The organism is Allosphingosinicella sp. (assembly GCF_046295735.1).
Classification (GTDB): Bacteria; Pseudomonadota; Alphaproteobacteria; order Sphingomonadales; family Sphingomonadaceae; genus Allosphingosinicella.
The window spans coordinates 71,346-91,608 of sequence record NZ_JBKBMQ010000015.1; the positions used below are offsets into that span (position 1 = coordinate 71,346).

The window sequence follows — 20,263 nt, forward strand, 5'->3', positions numbered from 1 at the left end:
ATCCGCTCCGGTGCGTTAGGGAAATAATACGCTTTCTCTCTTGCGCCGGAGCCCCGGACGCACCAATCTCTTTCCCGAACCATATGGGGGAAGAGATGGCGACCCAGACGCAGACCGCGACCGAGACCAAGCTGAAGCTCGATCCGCCGGAGCCGCTCAACACGATCGCGCCCGCCGAAGCCGCCGGCCTCGTGCCGCTGCGCGACGAGCAGAAGAGCCAGCTCGAGGAAAAGGTCGACGCCTTCATCTCCGACCTGGTCTCGGTCGACGCCAACAGCCCGGAATTCGGCAAGAAGATCGATCAGCTCACCTCGATGGGCCGCAAGGAGATCGCGGAGGCCGCCGGCCATTCCAACCGCTTCCTCGACCGCCCGGTCAAGGCGATCGACAGCGACACCGGCATCGGCGCCGATCTCACCCAGCTCCGCCAGACGGTCGAAGAGCTCGATCCCGGCCGCAAGGGCAATCTGCTCGCGCCGCGCCGGCTGTTCGGCATCATCCCGTTCGGCAACAAGCTGCGCGGCTATTTCCAGCAATATCAGTCGGCCCAAAGCCACATCTCGGCGATCCTCGCCCGGCTCGCGTCCGGCAAGGACGAGCTGCTGATGGACAATGCGGCGATCGACGTCGAGCGCGCCAATCTGTGGAAGACGATGGGCAAGCTCGAGCAGATGATCCACATTTCCAAGGTGATGGACGCCAAGCTGGAGGAAAAGGCGAACGATCTCGACGCGGCCGATCCGGCGAAGGCCAAGGCGATCCGCGAGACCGCGCTCTTCTACACCCGCCAGCGCACGACCGATCTGCTGACGCAGATGGCGGTGACGGTGCAGGGCTATCTGGCGCTCGATCTCGTCAAGAAGAACAATGTCGAGCTGGTGAAGGGCGTCGACCGCGCCTCGACCACCACCGTCTCGGCGCTGCGCACTGCGGTGACGGTGGCGCAGGCGCTCACCAACCAGAAGCTGGTGCTCGATCAGATCACCGCGCTCAACACCACCACCGCCAACGTGATCGACTCCACCGGCCACATGCTGAAGCACCAGACCGGCGAGATCCACAAGCAGGCCGCGTCCGCGACCATTCCTCTGGAGACGCTGCAGCGCGCCTTCCAGAACATCTACGACACGATGGACTCGATCGACACCTTCAAGCTCCAGGCGCTGGACAGCATGAAGCAGACGGTCGACACGCTGTCCAACGAGGTCGAGAAGAGCCGCGGCTATATCGCCCGCGCCGAAGGCGTCGAGCAGAACCGGCTGACGTCCGAAGCCTCGCCGCTGACCGCGCTGGAGGGCTGATGAGCTTCGACGACGACATCGTCGAACATAGCCGCCGGCTGGAGGCCTTCGTCCTGCGCGACGAGCGCCGGGCGGAGGGAGCGCCCCGCCGGAGGCCCCGTCGCGGCACGGCGGCGCTGGCCAGGCGGATCACGAATATCGGCATGGCGCTCGCCGCCCTGATCGTCGGCACGATCATCATCGGGATCATCAACCCGATCGGCATCGGCGGCCTGTTCGTGGTCATGGCGCTGGCGATCCTCGCCATCCTCTTCTTCGCCGTCTGGCCGGGGGAGCGGCCGCGCAAGGTGGCGCCGTTCCGCGACGACATGCCGAACCAGGCGGTGGTGAGGCGGCTGGACGCGTTGCTCCACAACCAGCGCCACGCCCTCCCCGCCCCCGCCGCCGTCCGCGCAGACGCGATCGGGCGCCAGCTGCCTTTGCTCGAAAGCCGGCTCGGCGAACTCGACCCGCTCGACCCGCTCGCCCAGGATGCGCGCCGGCTGATGGGCCGCCATCTTCCCGAGCTGATCGAACGCTACGAGCGCGTCCCGGCCCAGCTCCGCAACGAACGCGACGGCGAGGGCCTGTCGGTCGACGAGCGGCTGATCGCCGGCCTGGACGCCGCGCACGAGGCGCTGAAGGATCTCGGCGCGAAGCTGGTGAAGGAAGATGTCGACGCCCTCCACACCCAGGGCCGCTTCCTCGAAACCCGCTACAAGGACGATCCCGGCTTCGGCGGCACCACGCGGTAGACGCAGGCGGCATCCGGACTAGGAGCCGGCCCCGGCATTGCTTATGTTCGCTCCAGGAGGCCCGAGGAGCGACCGTGCCGTTCGATCTCAATCATGTGTTCCGCAAGACCGAGGAGTTCCTGCGCCGGAACATCAAGCCGAAGGCGGTGAGCGCGGCCGAGGAGCGGCGGCGCCAGCGGCGCAACCGCGCCGCGGCGCGGCGGCTGAAGCGGGCGACGGCCGCGGCGGGCGTTTCGGGCGCGGGAGTCGCGGGCGCCGGCGCGCTGATCCTGCAGATGGGCGCGGCCGGCCTCGCCGCCGCCGGTGCGGCCGCCGTGCTTGCGGGCGGGGCCGCCTTGTTCTGGCCGATCCGGCCCTCGGGCGGCGGGAGGATCTCGCGCGAGGAACTGGCCGAGATGCTGCTCGACGCCGAGGACTGGCTGCTCGAGCAGCGCAAGACGATCGCGATCGAAGCGCTGCCGGCGATCGACCGCATCTTCCAGCGGCTCGGCGACCTTCATCCCCATGTCGAGGGGCTGGAGCCGAACGGCACCGTCGCCTGGGACATTCGCCGCCTGGTCGCCGATCATCTCCCCCGGCTGATCGACTCCTACGCCAACCTGCCGGAATCGGTCAGGGAAGCCGAGCCCGAGCTGCTCGTACGGCTGGTGGAAGGCCTCGGCACCTGCGACGAGGAGCTCGTCCGCCTGTGCCGCGAAGCGAGCGCCGCCCACCTCCACAGCTTCGAGGTCCAGAACCGCTTCCTCGAAACCCGTTACCGCGAGCCCGAGCGGCTGCGGCGGGAGTGAGGAACGCGCCGCCTCATCGCCGCGAGTAGCTCACCACCTCGAACTCGATCCCGTCCGGATCGAGGAAGTAGAAGCGGCGACCGGGCTCGTAATCGCCATGCGAAAAGGGCGTGAGCCCCGCCGCCACCACTTTGGCCTCCACGTCGTCGAGATCGTCGACCTCCACCGCGACATGGTTGAGCGGATGACCCTTGCGGAAGTCTTCGTCGTCATAGGTCCTGTCGGGGGCCGTGTAGAAAGCGAGATATTGCGCTTCACTGCCGACATGGATGGTGCGCCCCCCGTTCATGGCGGGGCCCTGCCAGCGGACGGACCAGCCGAAGATGGACACCATAAGCTTCGCCGAACGCTCGGGCGCGCGGACGGTGAGGTTGACATGTTCGATGCGGGAAACGGCCATGATGCTCTCCTGGATCGTGCGCAGGGCGCTCCGGATTGCGAGTCGTAGGACCTCAAGCTAAGTTGAGGTCAAGCATGGAATTCCAGGAGAAGAAGGCGTGCCCGGATCCGCCACTTTGTCGATCGGAGAGCTCGCCCGCCGCACCGGCCTCTCGGTGTCCGCCATCCGCTTCTACGAGGAACGCGGCCTCATCCAGCCGCATCGCACGGCCGGCAATCAGCGCCGGTTCCTCAGATCCGATGTCCGCCGCCTGTCCTTCGCGATGGTCGCGCAGCGGCTCGGCCTCAGCCTCGCGGCGATCGAAGCGGAGCTGGCGCAGCTGCCGCTCGGCCGCGCGCCGACGCAGGAGGATTGGCAGGCGATCAGCCGGCGGCTGCGCGGCACGCTGGACGCGCGGATCGCGATGCTGGAGCGAACCCGCGATCTGCTGGACGGCTGCATCGGCTGCGGCTGCCTGTCGCTGGAGCGCTGCCAGCTGTACAATCCCGGGGACCGTGCGGGCGCCGCCGGACCCGGTCCTCGCTACCTTCTGGGCGACCGACCCGCGAGCGAGGAGCTTGCCCCAGATTAATGCGATGGCGCGGAGCTTCGACGCGCCGGCCCGCGTTTGCTCGCGACCCTTATATGTCATCGGGCGCAGGAGCTTATGCAGGACGGGACGGATGTCTGGGCGCTGATCGTCCATGGCGGCGCCAAGGAGATGGAGCCGGCCGAGGAAGAGGCGAACCGCGCGGGCGTGCTGCAGGCGCTCGCCGCCGGGCGCGAGATCCTGGAGCGCGGAGGAAGCGCGCTCGACGCCGTCGAGGCATCGATCCGCGTCCTCGAGGATCTTCCCGCCTTCAACGCCGGCCGCGGGTCCATGGTGAACGAGCAGGGCGATATCGAGATGTGCGCGGGCCTGATGGACGGGCGCGACCTTTCCGCGGGCGCCGTCGGCGCGATCCGCCGGGTGCGCAACCCGATCGGAGTCGCGCGCCGGCTGATGGAAGAGAAGGAAGTGTTGCTGGTCGGCGACGGCGCGCTGAAGTTCGCGCGGGACAACGGTCTCCCGCTCGCGGGAGAGGAGGAACTGCGGGCCGCGGCCGAGAAACAGTCCCTGCTGGAAGGCGCGCACGACACGGTCGGCGCGGTCGCGCTGGACCAAGGCGGGAACATGGCGGCGGGCACGTCCACCGGCGGGATCAGCGGCCAGAAGGTCGGCCGGATCGGCGACAGCCCGCTCCCCGGCGGGGGCCTCTACGCCGACAACCATGTCGGCGCCGTCTCCTTCTCAGGCGACGGCGAGACGATCGCGCGCCTCGCGCTCGCGTCGCGGGTGATGGCATCGCTGGACGACGGCGTTGACATGGAGCAGGCGATCGCCAAAGCGGTCGCGAAGCTGCCGGGCACGGGCGGAGCCGGCGCGGATGGCGGCGGCATCGGCATCCGCAAGGACGGCCAGGTCGGCTGGGCGCACAACAGCCCGCATTTCGTGGTGGCGCTGGTCACCAGCGACATGGCGGCGCCCCGCGCCTTCCTCCGCAAGACGGAGGAAGCCTGAGCGCCCTCAGGCGAGCTTTTCGTTGCGGGTGAGGATGCCGCCCAGATCGAATTCACTGACGAACCGGACGCCCGCCCGCTTGCCGCGCACCCAGCGCACCTCCGCCTCCAGTATCTCGTAGCCGGGCAGCTCGATCTTGACGACGAGGCCGGCGCTCAGTTCCTGGTCGAGCTCGATCAGCGCGCCCGTCGCCGAAACGTTGCGCACCAGACCGGTGAGCCGCCGCCCGCCGACGAAGACGGAGAGCCTGCGGATCAGGCGGTGGCGCTGGGCGCGGCTGAAGGTGAAGCCGCCCGCATCCACCGGCGCCGACGCCAGCGCCAGCTCGCGGGTCTCCTCGGCTCCCGCCGCCTTGCCGAAGATGAAGCCCTGCACATAGGTGCATTCGAGCCGCCGGATCAGCTCCAGATCCTGATGAGTCTCTGCGCCCTCGGCGGTGATCTCGAGCTCCAGCCGGTGGGCGAGACCGACGATCGATTCGAGGATCGGCAGGTCCTTGGAGCCGGGAAGGCAGGCGCCGCGCACGAAGGAGCGGTCGATCTTCAGCTTGTCGAACGGCGCGCGGCTCAGATAAGCGAGGCTGGAATAGCCGGTCCCGAAATCGTCCAGCACCAGCCGGACGCCGATCCGCTTCAGCGCTTCGAACGTCCGGTCGACATTGGGATTGTTCGACAGGAAGACGGCTTCGGTCACTTCGAGCTCCAGCCGCGCCGCCGGGAACTGCGCGTCGGCCAGCGCCTGGAGCAGGATGCGGGTGAAGTCGCTGTCGGTGAACTGCGTCGGCGACACGTTGACCGCGACGAACAGATGATCGGGCCAGCGCGCCGCTTCGTGGCAGGCGGCCCGTAGCACCCACTCGCCGAGCTGCATGATGAGCCCGGATTCCTCGGCGACGCCGATGAAGGTTTCGGGCGAGATGAAGCCTTGGACCGGATGCTCCCAGCGCACCAGCGCCTCGAACCCGACCAAAGTCTCGGACGTGCCGGAGACCACCGGCTGGAACCAGAGCGACAGGCCGCCCTCGCCCAGCGCCGTCCTCAGTTCGTGCTCCAGCGCCTGGCGGTTGACCGCGGCGATTTCCATGTGCGGCTCGAACAGGCTGGCGACCCCGCGCCGCGCCTTGGCGGCGTAGAGAGCGAGGTCGGCCTTGCGGAACAGGCTCTCCGCATCGTCCTCCTCGGCAGAGAAGGCGATGCCGATCGACGCGCCGACCGAGAGGGTCCGGTCCCCCACTTTGTAGGGGATGGAGACATATTTGATGCAGCTGGCGGCGAGCTCGCGGACATCCTCTTCCCTCGATCCGCCCGGCATCACCACTTCGAACTCGTCGCCGCCCAGCCGGCCGAGCTTGCCCTTCGTGCCGACGATCTGGCGCAGCCGCTCGGCGACCTGCCGCAGCAGCTCGTCGCCGACCAGATGGCCGTGGCTGTCGTTCACGTCCTTGAAGCGGTCGAGGTCGACGATCATCAGCGCGCAGCGGCTGCGGCGCGAGACGAGCAGCGTCTCCTCGAGATGTTTGAGGATCGTGGCCCGGTTGGGCAGGTCGGTCAGCGAATCGTAGCGGGCGGCGCGGCGCAGCTCGGCCTCGGCCCGGATCTTGTCGGACAGGTCCGAACCGATGCCGCGATAGCCGAGCAGCTCGCCGCTTTCGGACAGGATCGGCCTTCCCGTCAGCGACCAGATGAGGTCCGGATCGGCCGCTGACCGGACGTTGAGGTCGGTGAAGGGCTGGCTGCGCGAGAGGTGGAAGCTGAGGCTGCGCTCGGTGCCGATGCAATCGTCCTCGCTCGTCCAGCAGTCGCGCACCAGCTCCGCCAGCCGGTGGCGGCGGATCGCCTCTCCGCTCATCCCGGCGCGCGCCGCGACCGACTCGGTGAGGTAGGTGAGATAGCCGTCCCGATCGACCTCCCAGAACCAGGCCTTTCCGGTCTGTTCCAGCGAGGAGACGAATCGGTCCGTCTCCGGAGCGGGCGCCGGCTGGCGCGGCTCCGAAGCCCTGAGGCCCATCAGCTTGGACGACGACAGCAGACCCACGCGATATTCCCGAACCCCGGGCGCCGGAAGCGCCCTGTTTGAACCTCCGCCGCCCGTCTTAAGTGCGAGAGGTTAACACGGGCTATTCACGCACGCCCGACGCGCGCTGCGGATCAGGCGAGCGTCGGCGAGCGAACGACCCGGCATTTGGCCTGGACCATGCTGAACAGGCCGAACATGGCGAGGCCGACGGCGACCGCGCCGAGCAGATAGGGTCCGCTCGGCTGAGCCTGCAGCGTCGTCAGCGCCTGCCCCATGCCGCCGGCTTCCGAAGGATCGCGCTCCCAGCCGGCGAGGATGAGGAACAGGCCGATCATCGCGAACACCACGCCGCGCGCCGCATAGCCGGCCCGCCCGGCGGGTTTCAGCCACCATGCGGGCGGCGCGTCGGCGCCCAGATCGCGCATGAAGCCGCAGCGCCAGGCCTTCACCCACTGCGCCGCGCCGACCGCGAGGACGATCAGCCCGGCGAGCATCACCGCGACTTCGCCGAGCGGATGCTGCAGCAGGAAGCCCGTCCAGTCGCGCGCGCTTTCATCCTGCGGCCGCGCGCCCGCGTCCCCGCCGGAGCCGCCGGAGAGCGCGAGCCTCGCCGCCGCGAAGGCGAGCGACAGATGCGCCGCGCCGCTCGCGATCCGCGCGGCGCGGCGGGCGAGCGCCTTGCGGCCCTCCCCTTGCGGGTTGAACAGGCCGTCGAGGCCGCGCCACAGGCCGAAGGCGGCAAGACCCACCGCAATCGCCGCCAGCATCGCCCGGCCGGTCGTGCCGTCGGCGACGAAGGCGAGCGCGGTCTGGTTGTCGCCCGGATCCTGGTTGAACAAGGCGGCGCGCACCGCCAGCCACGCGACCAGCAGATAGACGGCGCCGCGCGCGGCATGGCCCCAGCGGGCGAGCGTCTCGAACCTGCGCCGAACCTCCACGGCCTCTCCTTTCCGCGCCTTCGACGCCTCTGCCTCTTCCAGGTTCCCTCACCTGCCGTCGTCTCGTCAGGGACGCGCCGCTTGCCCCCCTCTCCCCCGCACCCCTATACCGCCGGCATGTCCGACGATCTGTTCGCTTCCGCTTCGCGCACCCCCACCGACTATGACGCCCATTCGATCGAGGTGCTCGAAGGTCTCGAGCCCGTGCGGCGGCGGCCGGGCATGTATATCGGGGGAACCGACGAACGGGCGCTCCACCATCTCGCTGCCGAAGTGCTCGACAATTCGATGGACGAGGCGGTGGCCGGCCACGCCACCCGCATCGAAGTGGCGCTGGAGCCCGCGCCCGGCACGCCGGGGCGGCTCACCGTCACCGACAACGGCCGCGGTATCCCGATCGACGAGCATCCCAAATATCCCGGCAAGTCGGCGCTCGAGGTGATCCTGACGACGCTCCATTCGGGCGGCAAATTCTCCGACAAGGCCTATGCCACGTCGGGAGGACTCCACGGCGTCGGCGTGTCGGTGGTGAACGCGCTGTCGACCGAGACGGTGGTCGAGGTGGCGCGCAACCGCGAGCTCTACCGCCAGCTCTTCACCCGCGGCCTGCCGCAGGGGCCGCTGCAGAAGATCGGCGCCGCGCCCAATCGCCGCGGCACCACCCTCTCCTTCACGCCCGATCCGGACATCTTCGGCGCCGAGGCGCGGTTCAAGCCGGCCCGGCTCTATCGGCTCGCCCGGTCCAAGGCCTATCTCTTCGCCGGGGTGGAGATTCGCTGGCGCTGCGACCCATCGCTCGTTTCCGACGAGATCCCGGCCGAGGCGGCGTTCCAATTTCCCGGCGGCCTCGCCGACCATCTGCGCGAGCAGGTCGGCGCGCGCGAATGCGCCACCGCCGAATTCTTCACCGGCCGGCAGGACTTTCCCGACGGCCAGGGATCGGTCGAATGGGCGGTCGCCTGGCCGCTGTGGAGCGAGGGCGGCTCCTCTTATTATTGCAACACCATCCCGACGCCCGACGGCGGCACCCACGAGCAGGGCATCCGCCAGGCGTTGACCCGCGGGCTGCGCGCCTTCGGCGACCTCGTCGGCCAGAAGAAGGCGAAGGACATCCAGGCCGACGACGTGGTGGCGGGGGCGGAGATCATGCTGTCCGTCTTCATCCGCGATCCGCAGTTCCAGAGCCAGACCAAGGACCGGCTGACCTCGCCCGACGCGGCCCGGCTGGTCGAGGCCGCGATCCGCGACCATTTCGACCATTTCCTCGCCGACCATATGGAGCGCGGGCGGGCGCTGCTCGGCTTCGTGCTCGACCGGATGGACGAGCGGCTGCGGCGCAAGGCCGAACGCGAGGTGAAGCGCAAGACCGCCACCTCGTCGCGCAAGCTGCGCCTGCCGGGCAAGCTCACCGACTGCGCCAACGACGATCCCGAAGGGACTGAATTGTTCATCGTGGAAGGCGACAGCGCCGGCGGATCGGCCAAGCAGGCGCGCGACCGCAAGACGCAGGCGATCCTGCCGATCCGCGGCAAGATCCTGAACGTCGCGTCCGCCACCGCCGACAAGATCCGCGCCAACCAGGAGATCGCCGATCTCGTCCAGGCGCTGGGCTGCGGCACGCGCGACCGCTGCAACCCGGCGGACCTGCGCTACGAGCGGGTGGTGATCATGACCGACGCCGACGTTGACGGCGCCCATATCGCCACCTTGCTGATGACCTTCTTCTTCCAGGAGATGCCCGAGCTGGTGAAGCGCGGTCACCTCTATCTGGCCCAGCCGCCGCTCTACCGCCTGGCGAGCGGCGGGACCGTCGCTTATGCCCGCGACGAGGCGCACCGCGCGGCCCTGGAATCGACCCTGTTCAAGGGGAAGAAGGTGGAGATCGGCCGCTTCAAGGGCCTCGGCGAGATGAATCCGGGGCAGTTGCGGGAAACCACCATGGACCCCCGCACCCGCTCGCTGCTGCGGATCACGCTGCCGTCCGAATATGAGGAGCGCTCGGCGGTGCGCGACCTCGTCGACCGGCTGATGGGCCGCAACCCCGAGCATCGCTTCCACTTCATCCAGAACCACGCCGCCGAGCTCGACGAGGAAGCGATCGACGCGTGACCCGCCGCCGCCGCGCCGCCCGCCGCCGCAAGGCGCCGCCACGGACGCTCCGCCAATGGTGGACGATCGCCCGCGCCAGCGGCATCGGCGCTCTGGCGGCGGCTGCGATGGCGCTGCTCTGGGTGGGCCACGGCTATTGGCCGGACGCGCTGCACCTCCCCTTCGTGGCCGCGGCGGCCGTGGCGGCGCTGTGCGGCGTCTCGATCCTGTGGATCACCGCGATGGACTTCGCCCGCAACGGCGCGCGCGGCAGCCGGCTGGCGCCGATCCGCGCCTTCGACGTGGCGTTGGGGCTGCTGCTCGCCGGCCCGGCGCTCTACGCGCTTCGGGCGCTGCTCCGGGACGGCTGGCTGCCCTGACGGTTCAGGCGCTCTGCTCCGCCCCGGCGAGGGCCGCCTCGACCATGCGCTCCCAGACGTCGACGTCGCCCGCCGCCGCCATCGCCGAGTCGGGTTCCCGCAGCGTCCTGAGCACCGACAGGGCGTCGTCGCGATGGTCGCGCCAGGCGGCATCCACCCGGTCGCCCGCCGACGGATCGTCCCCGTCCGCGTTGATGCTGAGGATCCGCCCCGCGATGACGCGGGCGATCCGCTCGACCGCGCTGCTGCTTGATACCGGCATGTCCTTTTCTCCAACTGATCGACAGCGACAACGGCGCCGACGCCGCCGGGTTGCAGCCGAAGCGGGCATGATCGTTGTTCACCAAATCTTGAGAACAGGGATTCTACCCAGTCCCTGTCATGCTTCAGCTCGTCTATATCAGCACCGCCCGCGAGCGTCCGACCGACGCGATGCTTCAGGATATCCTCGCCGTTTCCCGGCGCAACAACCAGAAGGTCGGCGTCACCGGCCTGCTGGTGGCCGGCGGCCGGCGATTCCTGCAGGCGCTGGAGGGGCCGAGCACGGCCGTCTCCGCGACCTTCGACCGCATCCGCGCCGATCCCCGCCACTATGCGCCGGTCGTCCTGTCCTGCCGCAGCGTCGCGGGCCGAAGCTTCGGCGAATGGGCGATGGGCTACGAACAGGGTGGACAGCCGATCGACGGCGCCGACCTCCGGCAGATCGTGGCCGAACTCACCTCCCCGATCTTCGACAAGGGCCTCCACGCCGAATTCAACGGCTTCGCCGAACTCCACGCCCGCGCGGCCTGACGGCGCGGCGCGACCCGGCGGGCCGACCTCTCCCGGCCTTCTCCCCGACCAGTCCTGCCTTGACGGGCGCGGCGGGGAAGTTAGTTTAACACTAAAATATCGGAGAGGATGATGCGGATCGCGTGCCTGGGCGGCGGCCCCGCCGGCCTTTACTTCGCCATCTCCATGAAGCTGCGCGAGCCGGGGCACGACGTCCATGTGTTCGAACGCAACCGGGCCGACGACACGTTCGGCTGGGGCGTGGTCTTTTCCGACCAGACGGTCGAAAACCTGATGGCGAACGACCCTGTATCCGGGGCCGTCATCCGCGACGAATTCGCGCATTGGGACGATATCGACGTCCATATCCATGGCGAATGCGTGCGCTCCTCCGGCCACGGCTTCATCGGCATCGGGCGCAAGCGGCTGCTGGCCATTCTCCAGGAGCGGGCGCGCGCGCTCGGCGTCCACCTCCATTTCGAGCATGAGGCCGACCCCGATCTCGACGCCTGGGCCGATTACGACCTCGTCATCGCCGCCGACGGCGCGAACAGCCGCATCCGCACCGCCTACGCGCCGCATTTCGACGTCGACATCCAGGTGCGGCGCAACAAATTCTTCTGGTTCGGGACCGAGAAGGTGTTCGACGCCTTCACCTTCGCCTTCGAGGAGACCGAGGCCGGCTGGGTCTGGGCGCACGCCTACCGCTTCGGCGAGGGGCTTTCGACCTTCATCGTCGAAATGGACCCGGAGACCTGGGCCGGGCTCGGCTTCGACGAAATGGACCAGCCCGAGGCGATCGCCGCCTGCGAGCGCATCTTCGCCGCCTATCTGGACGGCCACGGCCTCATGTCCAACGCCCGCCACCTGCCCGGCCCGCAGGCCTGGCTGAACTTCCGCCGGATCGTCTGCGGCAGATGGTCGTACAGGAATCTGATCCTGCTCGGCGACGCCGCCCACACCGCGCACTTCTCCATCGGGTCCGGCACCAAGCTCGCGCTCGAGGACGCGATCAAGCTCGCGGAGGTGCTGAACCGGCCCGGCCTGTCGCGCGAAGACGCGCTCGTCGAATATCAGGAGGAGCGCAACCTCGAGGTGCTGAAGCTCCAGAACAGCGCCCGCAATTCGACCGAATGGTTCGAGACGCTGGACCGCTATCTCCATTTCGAGCCGATCCAGTTCGCTTATTCCCTCCTCACCCGGTCGCAGCGGGTGAGCCACGAGAATCTGCGCCTGCGGGACAGGAACTGGCTGGAAGGCGTGGAGCGCTGGTTCCAGTCCAGGGCCCGCTCCTCTCTCTCGTCTTTGCGAGGAGCCGAAGGCGACGAAGCAATCCAAAGGCCCGAGGCTGGATTGCTTCGCTCCGCTCGCAATGACGGAGCGGGCGACAATCACCCCCCCGCGCCGCCGATGTTCGCGCCGTTCCGGCTGCGCGGCATGACGGTCGAGAACCGCGTCGTCGTCTCGCCGATGGCGACCTATTCGGCGGTGGACGGCCGCCCCACCGACTTCCACCTCGTCCATTACGGCACCCGCGCGCAGGGCGGCGCGGGGCTCGTCTATACCGAGATGACCTGCGTCTCGGCCGAAGGGCGGATCACCCCCGGCTGCCCCGGACTCTACGCGCCCGAACATGTCGAGGCGTGGCGCCGGATCGTCGAATTCGTCCATGGGAACACGCCCGCCCGGATCTGCCTGCAGCTCGGCCATTCGGGGCCCAAGGGCTCCACCCGCGTCGGCTGGGAAGGCTATGACGTGCCGCTGGACAGCGGGAACTGGCCGGTCATGGCCGCGTCCGACGTGCCGTGGAGCGCCGATAACCAGGTGCCGCGGCCGATGACCCGGGAGGATATGGACGATGTGCGCGACGCCTTCGTCGCCGCCACCCGCCGCGCGATCGACTGCGGCTTCGACATGGTCGAGCTGCACGCGGCGCACGGCTATTTGCTGTCGAGCTTCATCACGCCGCTCACCAACAAGCGGACCGACGCCTATGGCGGCAGCCTGGAGAACCGCCTGCGCTTCCCGCTGGAGGTGTTCCGCGCGATGCGGGCCGTGTGGCCGGCGGAACGGCCGATGTCGGTGCGCATCTCGGCCAACGACTGGATGGGCGACGCGGGCGTCACGCCGGACGAGGCGGTCGAGATCGGCCGCGCCTTCCACGAGGCCGGCGCCGACCTGATCGACGTGTCGGCCGGGCAGACCTGGGCCGATTGCAGGCCGGTCTACGGCCGCATGTTCCAGACGCCGTTCGCCGACCAGATCCGCAACCAGGGCCGGCTCACCACCATGGCGGTGGGCAACATCTACGAGCCCGATCATGTGAACTCGATCCTCGCCGCCGGGCGCGCCGACCTCGTCGCGCTCGCCCGGCCGCACCTCGTCGATCCGATGTGGACGCTGCGCGCCGCGGCGGCGCAGGGCCATCGCGCGCAATGGGTGCCGCCGCCATATCTCGGCGGCCAGGCGCAGCTCGCCCGCAACCTCCAGCGCGAGCAGGAGATGCTGAAGGCATGAGACTGGCCGGCCAGCATGCGGTGGTGACCGGCGGCGGCACCGGCATCGGCGCGGCGATCGCGCGGGCGCTGGCGGCCGAAGGCGCGAAGCTGACGCTGGTCGGGCGGCGGCGGGAGAGGCTGGACGCCGTCGCGCGCGAACTGGTCGCCGCCGCGGCCGCCGCCGACGTCACCGATCGCGCGCAGGTCGACCGCGCCTTCGCCGAGGCCCGCGAGGCCAACGGGCCGATCGCCATCCTCGTCAACAATGCGGGCGCGGCGGAAAGCGCGCCCTTCGCCAAGGTCTCCGCCGACGCCTGGCGGCGGGCGATGGCGGTCAATCTCGATGCCCTGCTCCACACCAGTCAGGCCGCCTTGCCCGATCTGCTGGCGGCGCCGCGCGGTCGCATCGTCACCGTCGCCTCCACGGCGGGGCTCAAGGGCTATGCCTATACGGTGCCTTATTGCGCGGCGAAGCATGGCGCGATCGGCTTCACGAGGGCGCTGGCGATGGAGCTGGCGCGCAGCGAGGTGACGGTGAACGCCGTCTGCCCGGGCTTTACCGACACCGACATGGCGGCCGAGGCGATCGAGCGCATCCGCGCCAAAACGGGGCGCGGCGAGGCGGAGGCCCGCGCCGAGCTCGCGCGGTTCAGCCCGCAGGCGCGGCTGGTCGATCCGGCGGAGGTGGCCGGCGCCGTCCTGTGGCTGTGCCTGCCCGAAAGCCGCGCCCTCACCGGCCAGGCGATCGCGGTCGCGGGCGGAGAGGTGATGTGAGCGCCGCCCTCCCCTCCATCATCCGCGAGAAGCATGAGGGCGGGCCGGCCGAAGGGTCGAGCGTGCGGCTGTGGCTGCGCCTCCTCTCCTGTACCATGGCGATCGAGAAGGACGTGCAGCGCCGGCTCGCCGCGCGCGGCGCCACCCTCCCCCGCTTCGACGTCCTCGCCGCTCTGGAGCGCGCGCCGGACGGGCTCACCATGGGGGCCCTGTCGCGCGCGCTGCTCGTCTCCAACGGCAACGTCACCGGCCTGGTGCGCAAGCTCGGCGAGGACGGGCTGGTCGCGATCGAGACCGATCCCGCCGACCGGCGCTCCTCGATCGTCCGCCTGACCCCCGCCGGCGCGCGCGAGTTCGCGGCGCTCGCCGAACGGCACACCTGCTGGATCGACGCCTTGTTCGCCGGCTTGCCCGCCGACGAGCGGGACCGCCTCTACGCCGCGCTCGGCGCGCTCAAGGTTTCCATCGCGCAAGGAACATCCCGTGACACCTGACACTTTCGCGCCCTCCCATTTCCAGTGGGCCTTCGTCGAGGGGGTGGCGACCGTCACCCTGAACCGCCCCGAGCGGAAGAACCCGCTGACGTTCGAATCCTATGCCGAGCTGCGCGACACCTTCCGGGCGCTCGTCTACGCGCCCGAGGTGAAGGCGGTGGTGGTGGCGGGCGCGGGCGGCAATTTCTCGAGCGGCGGCGACGTGCACGAGATCATCGGCCCGCTCACCCGCATGGCGATGCCGGACCTTTTGAAGTTCACCCGCATGACCGGCGACCTGGTGAAGGCGATGCGCGGCTGCCCGCAGCCGATCGTCGCGGCGCTCGACGGGGTGTGCGTCGGCGCCGGCGCAATCATGGCGATGGCGTCCGACCTGAGGCTCGCGACGCCGGCGACCAAGACGGCCTTCCTGTTCACCCGCGTCGGCCTCGCCGGATGCGACATGGGCGCCTGCGCGATCCTGCCGCGCATCATCGGCCAAGGCCGGGCGAGCGAATTGCTGTTCACCGGCCGGGTGATGAGCGCGGAGGAAGGCGAACGCTGGGGCTTCCACAACCGCCTGGTCGCGCCCGAGGCGCTGCTCGACGAGGCCCGGGCGCTCGCCCGCACGCTCGCGAGCGGCCCGACCTTCGCCCACGGCATCACCAAGACGCAGCTCAATACCGAATGGAATGTGAGCCTCGAGACCGCGATCGAGATGGAAGCCCAGGCCCAGGCGATCTGCATGGCCACCAACGACTTCCGCCGCGCCTTCGAGGCATTCGCCGCGGGCAGGAAAGCGCCGGAGTTCCAAGGTGATTGAGCGCTCACCCACCCCCGCCCCCTCCCTTGCAGGGAGGGACGGATGACGGACTTCCTCGACTGGCCGTTCTTCGACGGGTCGCATCGCGCGTTGGCCGAGCGGCTGGAGGCCTGGTGCGCGGCGGAGCTTGGCGATTATCATGGCGACGATGTCGACGCCGCATGCCGGGCGCTGGTGGCGACGCTCGGGCAAGGGGGCTGGCTGCGCTACTGCGTGCCGGCGGCCTATGGCGGGGTGCACGAGCGGCTCGACGTGCGCAGCCTGGCGCTGATCCGGGAGACGCTGGCGCGGCACAGCGGCCTCGCCGACTTCGCCTTCGCGATGCAGGGGCTCGGATCGGGCACGATCAGCCTGTTCGGCAGCGAGGCGCAGAAGCGCGCCTTCCTCCCCGCCGTCGCGGCGGGCGAGAAGATCGCCGCCTTCGCCCTCACCGATCCAGGCTCCGGATCGGACGTGGCCAATATGGAGACGTCCGCCGTCCGCGACGGCGCGGGATGGCGGGTGAACGGCGCCAAGACCTATATCTCGAACGGCGGCATCGCCGATTATTACGTGCTGTTCGCCCGCACCGGCGAGGCGCCGGGAGCGAAGGGCATTTCCGCCTTCCTGGTCGAGGCCGATGCGGCGGGCCTCGAGATCGCGGAGCGGATCCGCGTGATCGCGCCGCATCCGCTCGCCACCTTGCGCTTCACCGACATGGCGCTGCCCGGCGAGGCGCTGATCGGCGAGGCGGGGCGCGGCTTCGCGCAGGCGATGGCGACGCTCGACGTGTTCCGCACCACGGTGGGCGCGGCGGCGCTCGGCTTCGCCCGCCGTGCGCTGGACGAGGCGACGCGGCGCGCGCTGGCGCGCAAGCTCGGCTCCGGCACGCTCGCCGACAACGCCATCACCCAGTCGAAGCTGGCCGAGATGGTGCTGGACGTCGAGACTTCCGCCCTCCTCGTCTACCGCGCCGCCTGGCTGCGCGACGTGCGCGGGCAGCGCAACAGCCGGGAAGCGGCGCTCGCCAAGCTCCACGCCACCGACAGCGCGCAGAGCGTCATCGACAAGGCGGTGCAGATGTTCGGCGGCCTCGGCGTCACCCATGGCTGCATCGTCGAGAGCCTGTACCGCGAGATCCGGGCGCTGCGCATCTACGAAGGCGCGAGCGAGGTGCAGAAGGTGGTGATCGCCCGCGCCCATCTGGAAGGCTATCGCCGATGACCGTCCACCGCACCCTCCTCCCCCCCGGCTGGCCCCGGCCGAAGGGATATGCCAACGGCATCGCCGCCAGCGGCACGATCGTCCTCACCGGCGGGATCGTCGGCTGGGACGCCGAGGAGCGCTTCGTCGCGCAAGACCTGGCCGGCCAGTTCGAGCAGGTGCTGCGCAACACCCTCGCCGTCCTAGCCGAGGCCGGCGCCGGCCCCGAACATATCGCCCGCATGACCTGGTACGTGACGGACGTCGCCGAATATCGCGCAAGCCTTCCCGCCATCGGCGCGTCGTACCGCGCGCTGATCGGCCGGAACTTCCCGGCGATGGCGGTGGTCGGCGTCTCGGCCCTGGTCGAGCCGGAGGCGCGGATCGAGATCGAGACCATTGCCGTCATCCCCGAAGGAGAGGCCGCATGACCAGCGCCCACACCGACAGCTTCGTCCGCGACCGCCTGCCGCCGCCCGGGGCGCAGCCGGACTTCCGCTTCGACCTGCCGGAGCTGCTTTATCCCGAACGGCTGAACGCGGCGGTTGACTTGATCGACACGGGCGATCCCGACGCGCTCGCCGTGCTGAACGATAACGGCCGCTGGACCTATGGCGCGATGGCCGACCTTTCCGACCGGATCGCCCGGCTGCTGGTGGAGGAGGAGGGACTGGAGCCCGGCAACCGCGTCTTCCTGCGCGGCCCCAACGGCGCGATGCTGTTCGCCTGCTGGCTCGGCGTGCTGAAGGCGGGCGGGATTCTCGTCACCACCATGCCGGTGCTGCGCGCGGGCGAGATCGCGACCATTCTCGCGCGGGCCGAGGTGAGCCACGCCATCGTCGACGACCGCTGCCTGGAGGACTACCATCCCGGCGCGGCGCAGGCGGGCACGGTGCGCTCCCTGCTCACCTATCACGGCGATCTCGGCGGTGGGGCGCTGGAGCGGCGGCTGGAGCGGACCGCGCCGGGTTTTCCCGCGGCGGCGACCCACCGCGACGACGTGGCGCTCATCGCCTTCACCTCGGGCACCACCGGCAAGCCCAAGGGCTGCGTCCATTTCCACCGCGACGTGCTGGCCTGCGCGGACGCCTTCGCGCGCCACCTGCTCGATCCGCGGCCGGGCGACCGCTGGGCCTGTTCGGCGCCGATCGCCTTTACCTTCGGCCTCGGGCAGCTGCTGATCTTCCCCTGGCGCTTCGGCGGCACCGCGGTGACGCTGGAGACGCCCGGCCCCGGGCCGCTGCTGGACGCGATCGCGCGCCACCGCGTCACAACGCTCGCCACCGCGCCCACCGCCTACAAGGCGATGCTGGGGCTGCTGGGCGGGGCGGACATCTCGTCGCTGCGGACCTGCGTGTCGGCGGGGGAGCATCTGCCGGCGGCGACCTGGCACGCCTGGGCGGAGGCGACGGGCCTGCGCATCGTCGACGGCATCGGCGCGACCGAGATGATGCACATCTTCATCTCCGCGAGCGGCGACGACATCCGCCCCGGCGCGACCGGCAAGGCGGTGCCGGGCTATCAGGCGACGGTGCTCGGCGAGGACGGCCGGCCGCTCGCGACCGGCACCGGCCGCCTCGCCGTCAAGGGGCCGACCGGCTGCCGCTATTTCGACGATCCGCGCCAGGCCGACTATGTCGAGCATGGCTGGAACGTCACCGGCGACACCTACCGCCGGGACGGGGACGGCTATTTCTGGTACGTGGCGCGCTCCGACGACATGATCGTGTCGGCCGGCTACAACATCGCCGCGCCGGAGGTGGAGAACGCGCTCTACGGCCATCCGGCCGTGGGGGAATGCGCGGTGGTGGGCGTGCCCTGCCCCGAGCGCGGGCAGAAGGTGATGGCCTTCATCGTCCCCGCCCCGGGCCACGAACCGTCGGACGCGCTCGCCGAGACGCTCCAGGCCCATGTCAAGGCGACCATCGCCCCCTACAAATACCCCCGCGCGATCGCCTTCGTCGCCGCCCTCCCCAAGACCGCCACCGGCAAGCTCCAGCGCTACGCCCTGCGCACGGCGGAATGAGGCGGCGAAGAGCCGAAGTTCAGGAAGGTTCGGCGTGCGGGAAAAATCCCGTCGATCAATGGCGGACTTTTGATCGAGAGGAGCGATCAACGGGAACCCGCCGCGGCCTTCCTCCCGGGTGCGAACCGACGCGCGGCCACTGAGCGAGGACGCCCGCGACTCCGAAGACTGGTTCATCCACATGAGGATTATTGAACCAGATAGGTTGCCCTGTAGGAAAGCCCTTTTTTCGGCGCGGCTGAATCACGCCCGGTTGCGAGGGTGGCGAAGCCGCGGGTGACGTTCGGGTTCGAAACCTTTCCCTGAACAGAAGTTGCCGCTGCGCCGAAGCAGGGCCGCGCCGGTCATCGGGCCCTGATCCTGGCGCCTTTCGACGATCTCAGCCGCATGCCCAGCCAGATCACGGCGTGCGTGGATGCGCCGACGATCGGGTCGACGATCTTCGGCCACAAGCCGCCCGGCCGGAGCCGGGCCTCCGACAGATCGTGATGCTCCTGCTCCTCGGCGATGATTCGCCGCAGCGCGGTCACGGCGGCATCGTCGACGCCGGTCAGCGCGCGCACCTGTTCGCGCATGTGCCGCAGGACCGTGCGTTCGATCGCCACCGTCGTCGCCGCGATCGCCTGCCGTCCGGCCAGACCGGTGAGGCCGCCCAGCACGAAGCCGCCCAGGCCGCACCAGAAATAGCTTCGGCATCGCCGCTGCCCGCGCCGCGCCAACTCGGCGGCGAAGATCGCGCGATGGCCCCGCTCATGTTCGAGGAACCGGCCGAGCTCCGGCAGCATGTCGGGCGCGCGCCACCGCGCGAACCATGCCTGCGCGAGATAGATACAAACCGCCCCGTGCTCGCCGGCGTGATCGACCTTCATCACCCGGTCTCCAAGCGTTTCGCCAGGGTTGAGCCGCGCCGCGAGTGCCATGCTTTCCACCATGGCCGGACATCGGGAGGTCCGCAACGCCGGCGGCTTGTCGGCCGGCCGATCGCTTGCCGGCGCTTTCCTTTTCATGCAGCTTCGTGCCCGTGAAGAGACGGCGCCACGCGAATCGGATCCAGGCGCTGCCCCGCAAGGACGAGGGCTTCAGCCCGCGCCGGGGATTACAGATGTTTCTGCTGACGCTCTTCGTAGCCGGGCCGCTCATGGTGGCGGTCGACTCCTTCGGAAGTCCTCCCCTCTCCCTGACGAGCGCGCTTCTCATCATCGTCCTTCTGGCCGTCGTCGCCGGCATCATCGGCTTGTGGACCGACAAGATCCCCTTCTGAGCGGCGAGATTTCGGATATTGTGGCTGTCGCATACTGTCGCGCGAAACAGCATAGACTTTCGCAGAGTTGGTGCGTTGTGATAGGTGTAGCGGCGCGACGATAGTCTGTGCGCGTCGCGTGCACAGGGTGATTTGCTTGCGAGAGGGAGAGTAGGTTTCGTGGACAAAGCTTGACGGGGGACTCGCAGGTTGATTCAAAGCTTCCTTTTGGAGGCGGCGTTGGGCGAGTGGATTGGTCTTACGGATGACGAGTGGGCATTGATCGGGCCG

General features: G+C 69.5%; 21 protein-coding genes. 16 read left to right on the plus strand and 5 right to left on the minus strand.

All coding sequences use genetic code 11. From position 1 onward, the window contains the following. Nucleotides 1-95 precede the first annotated feature (95 nt). The 3 genes from ACK4K7_RS13975 (at nucleotide 96) to ACK4K7_RS13985 (ending at nucleotide 2,823) form a co-directional block, all read left to right on the plus strand. The gene (locus ACK4K7_RS13975; RefSeq protein ID WP_431866949.1) at nucleotides 96-1,301 is read left to right on the plus strand and encodes a toxic anion resistance protein; all 1,206 of its coding nucleotides are present in this window, start codon (nucleotides 96-98) and stop codon (nucleotides 1,299-1,301) included. Beyond that, nucleotides 1,301-2,035: a hypothetical protein gene (locus ACK4K7_RS13980; RefSeq protein ID WP_431866910.1), complete on the plus strand. Its 735-nt coding sequence runs from the start codon at nucleotides 1,301-1,303 to the stop codon at nucleotides 2,033-2,035. The genes ACK4K7_RS13975 and ACK4K7_RS13980 overlap by 1 nt, the downstream gene beginning before the upstream one ends. A gap of 74 nt (nucleotides 2,036-2,109) precedes the next feature. Beyond that, nucleotides 2,110-2,823: a hypothetical protein gene (locus ACK4K7_RS13985; RefSeq protein ID WP_431866912.1), complete on the plus strand. Its 714-nt coding sequence runs from the start codon at nucleotides 2,110-2,112 to the stop codon at nucleotides 2,821-2,823. Between the two features lie 13 nt (nucleotides 2,824-2,836). Here ACK4K7_RS13985 and ACK4K7_RS13990 read toward each other — a convergent pair whose 3' ends face one another. Continuing rightward, a complete protein-coding gene (locus tag ACK4K7_RS13990) occupies nucleotides 2,837-3,223 on the minus strand; it encodes a VOC family protein (protein WP_431866913.1) in 387 nt (128 codons plus the stop codon). 97 nt (nucleotides 3,224-3,320) lie between these two features. Here ACK4K7_RS13990 and soxR point away from each other — a divergent pair, with 97 nt between their 5' ends. Continuing rightward, on the plus strand, nucleotides 3,321-3,794 hold the full coding sequence (soxR, locus tag ACK4K7_RS13995; RefSeq protein ID WP_431866915.1) for a redox-sensitive transcriptional activator SoxR: 474 nt from the start codon (nucleotides 3,321-3,323) through the stop codon (nucleotides 3,792-3,794). A 75-nt stretch (nucleotides 3,795-3,869) separates the two neighbouring features. Further along, nucleotides 3,870-4,763 (plus strand): isoaspartyl peptidase/L-asparaginase family protein, encoded by an 894-nt coding sequence (locus tag ACK4K7_RS14000; RefSeq protein WP_431866916.1) that lies wholly within the window; start codon nucleotides 3,870-3,872, stop codon nucleotides 4,761-4,763. A gap of 6 nt (nucleotides 4,764-4,769) precedes the next feature. Here ACK4K7_RS14000 and ACK4K7_RS14005 read toward each other — a convergent pair whose 3' ends face one another. Continuing rightward, the gene (locus ACK4K7_RS14005) at nucleotides 4,770-6,797 is read right to left on the minus strand and encodes an EAL domain-containing protein (RefSeq protein WP_431866918.1); all 2,028 of its coding nucleotides are present in this window, start codon (nucleotides 6,795-6,797) and stop codon (nucleotides 4,770-4,772) included. A 113-nt stretch (nucleotides 6,798-6,910) separates the two neighbouring features. Beyond that, nucleotides 6,911-7,717 (minus strand): DUF1206 domain-containing protein, encoded by an 807-nt coding sequence (locus ACK4K7_RS14010; RefSeq protein WP_431866920.1) that lies wholly within the window; start codon nucleotides 7,715-7,717, stop codon nucleotides 6,911-6,913. 117 nt (nucleotides 7,718-7,834) lie between these two features. On the opposite strand from ACK4K7_RS14010, the gene parE reads away from it, so the two are divergent. Both parE and ACK4K7_RS14020 read left to right on the plus strand, forming a co-directional pair. Further along, nucleotides 7,835-9,826, plus strand: coding sequence for a DNA topoisomerase IV subunit B (parE, locus tag ACK4K7_RS14015; protein WP_431866921.1), 1,992 nt, complete (start codon nucleotides 7,835-7,837; stop codon nucleotides 9,824-9,826). After that, the gene (locus ACK4K7_RS14020) at nucleotides 9,823-10,185 is read left to right on the plus strand and encodes a hypothetical protein (protein WP_431866923.1); all 363 of its coding nucleotides are present in this window, start codon (nucleotides 9,823-9,825) and stop codon (nucleotides 10,183-10,185) included. Before parE ends, ACK4K7_RS14020 begins: the two co-directional genes overlap by 4 nt. Nucleotides 10,186-10,189: 4 nt before the next feature. On the opposite strand, the gene ACK4K7_RS14025 is transcribed toward ACK4K7_RS14020, so the two are convergent. Further along, entirely contained in the window at nucleotides 10,190-10,447 is a 258-nt protein-coding gene (locus tag ACK4K7_RS14025) for a hypothetical protein (protein WP_431866925.1), read from the minus strand. Between the two features lie 119 nt (nucleotides 10,448-10,566). On the opposite strand from ACK4K7_RS14025, the gene ACK4K7_RS14030 reads away from it, so the two are divergent. From ACK4K7_RS14030 to ACK4K7_RS14065, 8 genes are all read left to right on the plus strand, one after another. Then, on the plus strand, nucleotides 10,567-10,977 hold the full coding sequence (locus ACK4K7_RS14030) for a BLUF domain-containing protein (RefSeq protein WP_431866926.1): 411 nt from the start codon (nucleotides 10,567-10,569) through the stop codon (nucleotides 10,975-10,977). 108 nt (nucleotides 10,978-11,085) lie between these two features. Continuing rightward, on the plus strand, nucleotides 11,086-13,473 hold the full coding sequence (locus ACK4K7_RS14035) for a bifunctional salicylyl-CoA 5-hydroxylase/oxidoreductase (protein WP_431866928.1): 2,388 nt from the start codon (nucleotides 11,086-11,088) through the stop codon (nucleotides 13,471-13,473). Then, on the plus strand, nucleotides 13,470-14,228 hold the full coding sequence (locus ACK4K7_RS14040; protein ID WP_431866930.1) for an SDR family NAD(P)-dependent oxidoreductase: 759 nt from the start codon (nucleotides 13,470-13,472) through the stop codon (nucleotides 14,226-14,228). The genes ACK4K7_RS14035 and ACK4K7_RS14040 overlap by 4 nt, the downstream gene beginning before the upstream one ends. After that, complete coding sequence (locus ACK4K7_RS14045; RefSeq protein WP_431866932.1) at nucleotides 14,225-14,722, plus strand: MarR family winged helix-turn-helix transcriptional regulator; 498 nt, start codon at nucleotides 14,225-14,227, stop codon at nucleotides 14,720-14,722. Before ACK4K7_RS14040 ends, ACK4K7_RS14045 begins: the two co-directional genes overlap by 4 nt. Further along, a complete protein-coding gene (locus tag ACK4K7_RS14050; protein ID WP_431866934.1) occupies nucleotides 14,712-15,524 on the plus strand; it encodes an enoyl-CoA hydratase family protein in 813 nt (270 codons plus the stop codon). The genes ACK4K7_RS14045 and ACK4K7_RS14050 overlap by 11 nt, the downstream gene beginning before the upstream one ends. Before the next feature lie 42 nt (nucleotides 15,525-15,566). After that, complete coding sequence (locus ACK4K7_RS14055) at nucleotides 15,567-16,727, plus strand: acyl-CoA dehydrogenase family protein (protein ID WP_431866935.1); 1,161 nt, start codon at nucleotides 15,567-15,569, stop codon at nucleotides 16,725-16,727. Then, complete coding sequence (locus tag ACK4K7_RS14060; protein WP_431866937.1) at nucleotides 16,724-17,137, plus strand: RidA family protein; 414 nt, start codon at nucleotides 16,724-16,726, stop codon at nucleotides 17,135-17,137. The genes ACK4K7_RS14055 and ACK4K7_RS14060 overlap by 4 nt, the downstream gene beginning before the upstream one ends. Then, entirely contained in the window at nucleotides 17,134-18,732 is a 1,599-nt protein-coding gene (locus ACK4K7_RS14065) for an AMP-binding protein (RefSeq protein WP_431866939.1), read from the plus strand. Before ACK4K7_RS14060 ends, ACK4K7_RS14065 begins: the two co-directional genes overlap by 4 nt. Before the next feature lie 344 nt (nucleotides 18,733-19,076). Here ACK4K7_RS14065 and ACK4K7_RS14070 read toward each other — a convergent pair whose 3' ends face one another. After that, the gene (locus tag ACK4K7_RS14070; protein WP_431866941.1) at nucleotides 19,077-19,652 is read right to left on the minus strand and encodes a demethoxyubiquinone hydroxylase family protein; all 576 of its coding nucleotides are present in this window, start codon (nucleotides 19,650-19,652) and stop codon (nucleotides 19,077-19,079) included. Nucleotides 19,653-19,834: 182 nt separating this feature from the next. Between ACK4K7_RS14070 and ACK4K7_RS14075 the strand changes: the two genes are divergently transcribed. Continuing rightward, nucleotides 19,835-19,993 (plus strand): hypothetical protein, encoded by a 159-nt coding sequence (locus tag ACK4K7_RS14075; RefSeq protein WP_431866942.1) that lies wholly within the window; start codon nucleotides 19,835-19,837, stop codon nucleotides 19,991-19,993. Nucleotides 19,994-20,263 lie beyond the last annotated feature (270 nt).

Excerpts from the sequence above, each read along its gene's own strand:
- ACK4K7_RS13975 (WP_431866949.1), top strand. The coding sequence starts at position 96 with ATGGCGACCCAGACGCAGACCGCGACCGAGACCAAGCTGAAGCTCGAT.
- ACK4K7_RS13980 (WP_431866910.1), top strand. The coding sequence starts at position 1,301 with ATGAGCTTCGACGACGACATCGTCGAACATAGCCGCCGGCTGGAGGCC.
- ACK4K7_RS13990 (WP_431866913.1), bottom strand. The coding sequence starts at position 3,223 with ATGGCCGTTTCCCGCATCGAACATGTCAACCTCACCGTCCGCGCGCCC.
- ACK4K7_RS14000 (WP_431866916.1), top strand. The coding sequence starts at position 3,870 with ATGCAGGACGGGACGGATGTCTGGGCGCTGATCGTCCATGGCGGCGCC.
- parE (WP_431866921.1), top strand. The coding sequence starts at position 7,835 with ATGTCCGACGATCTGTTCGCTTCCGCTTCGCGCACCCCCACCGACTAT.
- ACK4K7_RS14025 (WP_431866925.1), bottom strand. The coding sequence starts at position 10,447 with ATGCCGGTATCAAGCAGCAGCGCGGTCGAGCGGATCGCCCGCGTCATC.
- ACK4K7_RS14030 (WP_431866926.1), top strand. The coding sequence starts at position 10,567 with ATGCTTCAGCTCGTCTATATCAGCACCGCCCGCGAGCGTCCGACCGAC.
- ACK4K7_RS14035 (WP_431866928.1), top strand. The coding sequence starts at position 11,086 with ATGATGCGGATCGCGTGCCTGGGCGGCGGCCCCGCCGGCCTTTACTTC.
- ACK4K7_RS14040 (WP_431866930.1), top strand. The coding sequence starts at position 13,470 with ATGAGACTGGCCGGCCAGCATGCGGTGGTGACCGGCGGCGGCACCGGC.
- ACK4K7_RS14055 (WP_431866935.1), top strand. The coding sequence starts at position 15,567 with ATGACGGACTTCCTCGACTGGCCGTTCTTCGACGGGTCGCATCGCGCG.
- ACK4K7_RS14060 (WP_431866937.1), top strand. The coding sequence starts at position 16,724 with ATGACCGTCCACCGCACCCTCCTCCCCCCCGGCTGGCCCCGGCCGAAG.
- ACK4K7_RS14065 (WP_431866939.1), top strand. The coding sequence starts at position 17,134 with ATGACCAGCGCCCACACCGACAGCTTCGTCCGCGACCGCCTGCCGCCG.
- ACK4K7_RS14070 (WP_431866941.1), bottom strand. The coding sequence starts at position 19,652 with ATGGCACTCGCGGCGCGGCTCAACCCTGGCGAAACGCTTGGAGACCGG.
- ACK4K7_RS14075 (WP_431866942.1), top strand. The coding sequence starts at position 19,835 with ATGTTTCTGCTGACGCTCTTCGTAGCCGGGCCGCTCATGGTGGCGGTC.